Annotated in this window: 3 protein-coding genes and 2 pseudogenes; 3 read left to right on the forward strand and 2 right to left on the reverse strand. The window is 42.2% G+C overall.

Annotated elements, in window-relative coordinates; genetic code table 11:
* Positions 1-116: pseudogene (locus tag AB4496_RS06530) on the reverse strand (septal ring lytic transglycosylase RlpA family lipoprotein); the annotation flags it as partial.
* A gap of 416 nt (positions 117-532) precedes the next feature.
* On the opposite strand from AB4496_RS06530, the gene AB4496_RS06535 reads away from it, so the two are divergent.
* From AB4496_RS06535 to AB4496_RS06545, 3 genes are all read left to right on the forward strand, one after another.
* The gene (locus AB4496_RS06535; protein WP_032555251.1) at positions 533-802 is read left to right on the forward strand and encodes a hypothetical protein; all 270 of its coding nucleotides are present in this window, start codon (positions 533-535) and stop codon (positions 800-802) included.
* A gap of 109 nt (positions 803-911) precedes the next feature.
* Positions 912-1,910 (forward strand): DUF2860 family protein, encoded by a 999-nt coding sequence (locus AB4496_RS06540; protein ID WP_009847206.1) that lies wholly within the window; start codon positions 912-914, stop codon positions 1,908-1,910.
* A 105-nt stretch (positions 1,911-2,015) separates the two neighbouring features.
* A complete protein-coding gene (locus AB4496_RS06545; protein WP_009847207.1) occupies positions 2,016-3,035 on the forward strand; it encodes an AraC family transcriptional regulator in 1,020 nt (339 codons plus the stop codon).
* A 166-nt stretch (positions 3,036-3,201) separates the two neighbouring features.
* On the opposite strand, the pseudogene AB4496_RS06550 reads toward AB4496_RS06545, so the two are convergent.
* Positions 3,202-3,355: pseudogene (locus AB4496_RS06550) on the reverse strand (glyoxalase); the annotation flags it as partial.

Raw genomic sequence — 3,355 nt, forward strand, 5'->3', positions numbered from 1 at the left:
GTTTTAGAACTGCCGACAGCCGACGTTGAGGTGCATCCAGCTAATATCATAAGAATAAGAGCGGTAAAGATGATATGTCGTTTTTTCATGTGATTTGGGAACGCTAATCTCTGCATGTTTCTCTATTTTCGTTGTTGTTGGTTAGTAATATTGTGCTGAGTATAGTCACAGCTCAGTCAAGGCTACCATTCGGTATGAGCCCGCAATATTTCCATAAACTACGCTTTCTTCCGTCATTTTCATGAAAGGTTTTATCCTTAAAACGTCAACTTTAACAACGTCTTAATGTTGTTTGTTTCTTTATCATTCTATTCAGAACGACGATGGCTACTTTTTTGTGTAGTAATAACGCTTACCTACACATAACCCGACAATCCAGTTGGCGTAAATAGTATGAGCATTGGCGATATTTGCACTGCAAACCAACACCCTGATCTTTATTCTACTCCCATAAATCAGCACACGGAGTGAAGATAGATCTAGCAAGCTAGATTTCGAAACAAGGATAGTGACTTTCTAACTTGGGATAGAAATGATGACTGTCAGTGAATTGAAATATCGATATTTTTTCGAAGCCATGGGTAAAGTTGCGCCTTCAGCTGCAACGAACTCTCTTCCTACTTTAGCGAATATTGCGTGTTCTCCCATCAAGTCGCCTCCCTCTTATTGGAACAAGCAGAACCTTCCAGTCGGCAGCCACTTTTCCGCAGCAAGAGGCAACGACCGCCTCTTATTTGAATTGGCCTATCAACTAGAAAGCGCCAAGCCTTGGGCAAATAAAAAAGCCCCAATAGCACTTTAAGAAGCAATGCACTTTAAAAAGCAATTCACTTTCAAGAGCTATTTATTTTCAAGAGCTATTCGATTTCGAAATCAGTTCGATTAAAAACCATTCAAGTACGAGTCTATTGATGAAACATATTATCTCCCTATTTTTGGCAACTATGATGCTTGCTTCTCCTTCATACGCAGCTTTAGCACCAAGCGAAGGTTTCAGTGGCAACATGACCTTCCTAACCGGCTTCACCGCAAACTCAAGCAACTTAGATGTTGGCCAAAGTAATCATCAATCTCAAACCGATTTAATGTCGTCTGGTGCAACTGAAGCCAATGGAATGGTCGCTATTTTAGGTTCGATGCAGTACACCTTTGGCGCTTTGAATCACAAGCAAATTTTCTTAGGCACCTCTAGAGACGACATCATTACAGGTACGTTGGCATTTGAAGTGGGCTATAGACAGCAACTGGAGAGCGGGATGGTTATCGACTTTTCCATCTTACCAACGCTGATCTCTGGCGAAGTGTGGGATGACCCTTATGCCGTTGATTCGAAGAGAGAAGAAACCGACCTAACCGGCAACGTGGTTCGAATGCAGCTGTCTAAAATGATGGGGACTAACTTTAATATCGATATGGCTTTTGGCGAGTCCGATGTGAAAAAAGAAAACACAGGATTAAAAGGACTTGATTTAACGGACGAAGAGCGAGCATTAATGACGCGAGAGCGAGAGTATTTTTACCTAAAGTCGGGTTACCAGTACTTCTTAAAAGATGGGTCTGGCATTCTCACGCCTTCAATCAATGTTTTCTCGTCGAACTCTGAGGGTAATGCGTTATCATTCCTGAGTGTTGGAGCAGAGGTGAACTTAGCGAAAAGATTCGGCAATCATGGTCTGGCTTTCACGATCAACGCAGCAAAACGCGACTATGATAAAGAGAACCCTATTTTCAATAAGACGCGTGAAGACAAAGATTTCGGTGCATTTATCGCCTATGAATATGCCAATATCTTTGATGCAAAAAACTGGTCTCTAGTATCACTATTAGGTGCAAAAACAACCACATCGAATATTGAATATTACCAATCGTCACAATATGTAGTTTCAGTAGGTGTTGATTACAAGTTCTAAGGTCTAACTGAGCTTTTCACTGCTTGTAACCAGTAAAAAAATCCTATAATTTGAGGCACATTAACGAGGAGAACACTCTTCAACAACCAGCAATAACAGGAAGTTATGGTGGAAAGTTTTAGTACTCAGTTGCCCATATTTTGGTTTAAAACTTTAGATTCAGCGATCCAAGCTAGAATTGGAGACAGCAGTGACATCTGGTCAGGGGCAGAGGTATATGAACAACTTTGCTCCGCCGAAACGATTTCGGCCCATCAGCTTCAAACCGGGATCACCAATATCTACCAACGTTTTGATCATGAACTGATCGACTTGTTTGATGAATCAGCCCGTTACTTTGATGAGCTTGAAATGGGCGCTCCGGTCATGGCCATGCTAACCGCCCCCAATATCTCCAGCTTTTGTGAACTACTGAGTCGATATTCAATTCATATACACCCACTATTGAAGATATTCAGTCGTGAAACCGATAACGGTGAACTGGAACTTTGGACAGTGACACCCGAATACATTGATGAGTCAACGCTAATGACACACATTAGCTTGGGGCTCTATTTCAGTATTATTCTCAAGCTCATTCGAAAGTACCTCAATGCGCCCAAGCAAAAACTTACCATTCATATCAACAAGAGCACCATTGGCGATGAGTTCTTGGCTATCTTCGAGCGCGTATTCAATATAGAAATGAAAGAAGGTTACCCTGCCCGATATCTCCTTTTCTCTAACGAACTGGCACAGAGAAAGCCTCGCCAATTCCAACCTGATTTTCATGCAGAGTTAGTACGAATTGCTGACCAACAGATGGAAAAGGTGTTAAAAACCAACTTAATCTACAAAGTGAATGAAACGTTCAAGGTGCTTGCAGTGAAAGACACAAACCTAGATAGCGTAGCAAGCAACCTGCACATAAGCCCTCGAACCTTGAACCGTAAACTTAAACAAGAAAGTGTGAGTTTCCGTCGTTTGTTTGATAAGTATCGACTTGAACTGAGCCTGACCTTACTTAACCAAAACGACGGTAATATTACTTATGTCGCTCACGAACTTGGCTTCTCAGATTCGAGCGCATTCAGCCGAGCATTCAAAAATTGGACTGGGCACTCTCCTACCGAACTAAAATCGTAAGGTCACTTTCCGGCGAGTTATACGCTTCAGCGGAAGCTTCTTCTCGACGGCATTCTTATGTGTCAGGCCAATCGAAGTCGATCCAAATACAAAAAGGATTGGTATCTCTACCAATCCTCTTTAGGGGGGGTTCGGTTTTCTACCTTATGACAGGCAGGTAACGCGATTACTCGTAATCAGTCGCGTACGTGTCTTCGTATGTGTGCGAGTAGAATTCGAATAGGTTGCCAAACGGGTCTTCTAGATAAACCATTTGCGCTTGTTTTAGTTCGTCTTCTGGGTGGTAACGCATGATGTCCATACGAACCTTACCGCCATAC

This window comes from Vibrio sp. 10N.222.46.A1, assembly GCF_041473595.1.
GTDB lineage: Bacteria > Pseudomonadota > Gammaproteobacteria > Enterobacterales > Vibrionaceae > Vibrio > Vibrio tasmaniensis_A.

What these genes read in the sequence shown, in the direction of transcription:
- AB4496_RS06535 (WP_032555251.1), top strand. Translation starts at nt 533, where the DNA reads ATGATGACTGTCAGTGAATTGAAATATCGATATTTTTTCGAAGCCATG.
- AB4496_RS06540 (WP_009847206.1), top strand. Translation starts at nt 912, where the DNA reads ATGAAACATATTATCTCCCTATTTTTGGCAACTATGATGCTTGCTTCT.
- AB4496_RS06545 (WP_009847207.1), top strand. Translation starts at nt 2,016, where the DNA reads ATGGTGGAAAGTTTTAGTACTCAGTTGCCCATATTTTGGTTTAAAACT.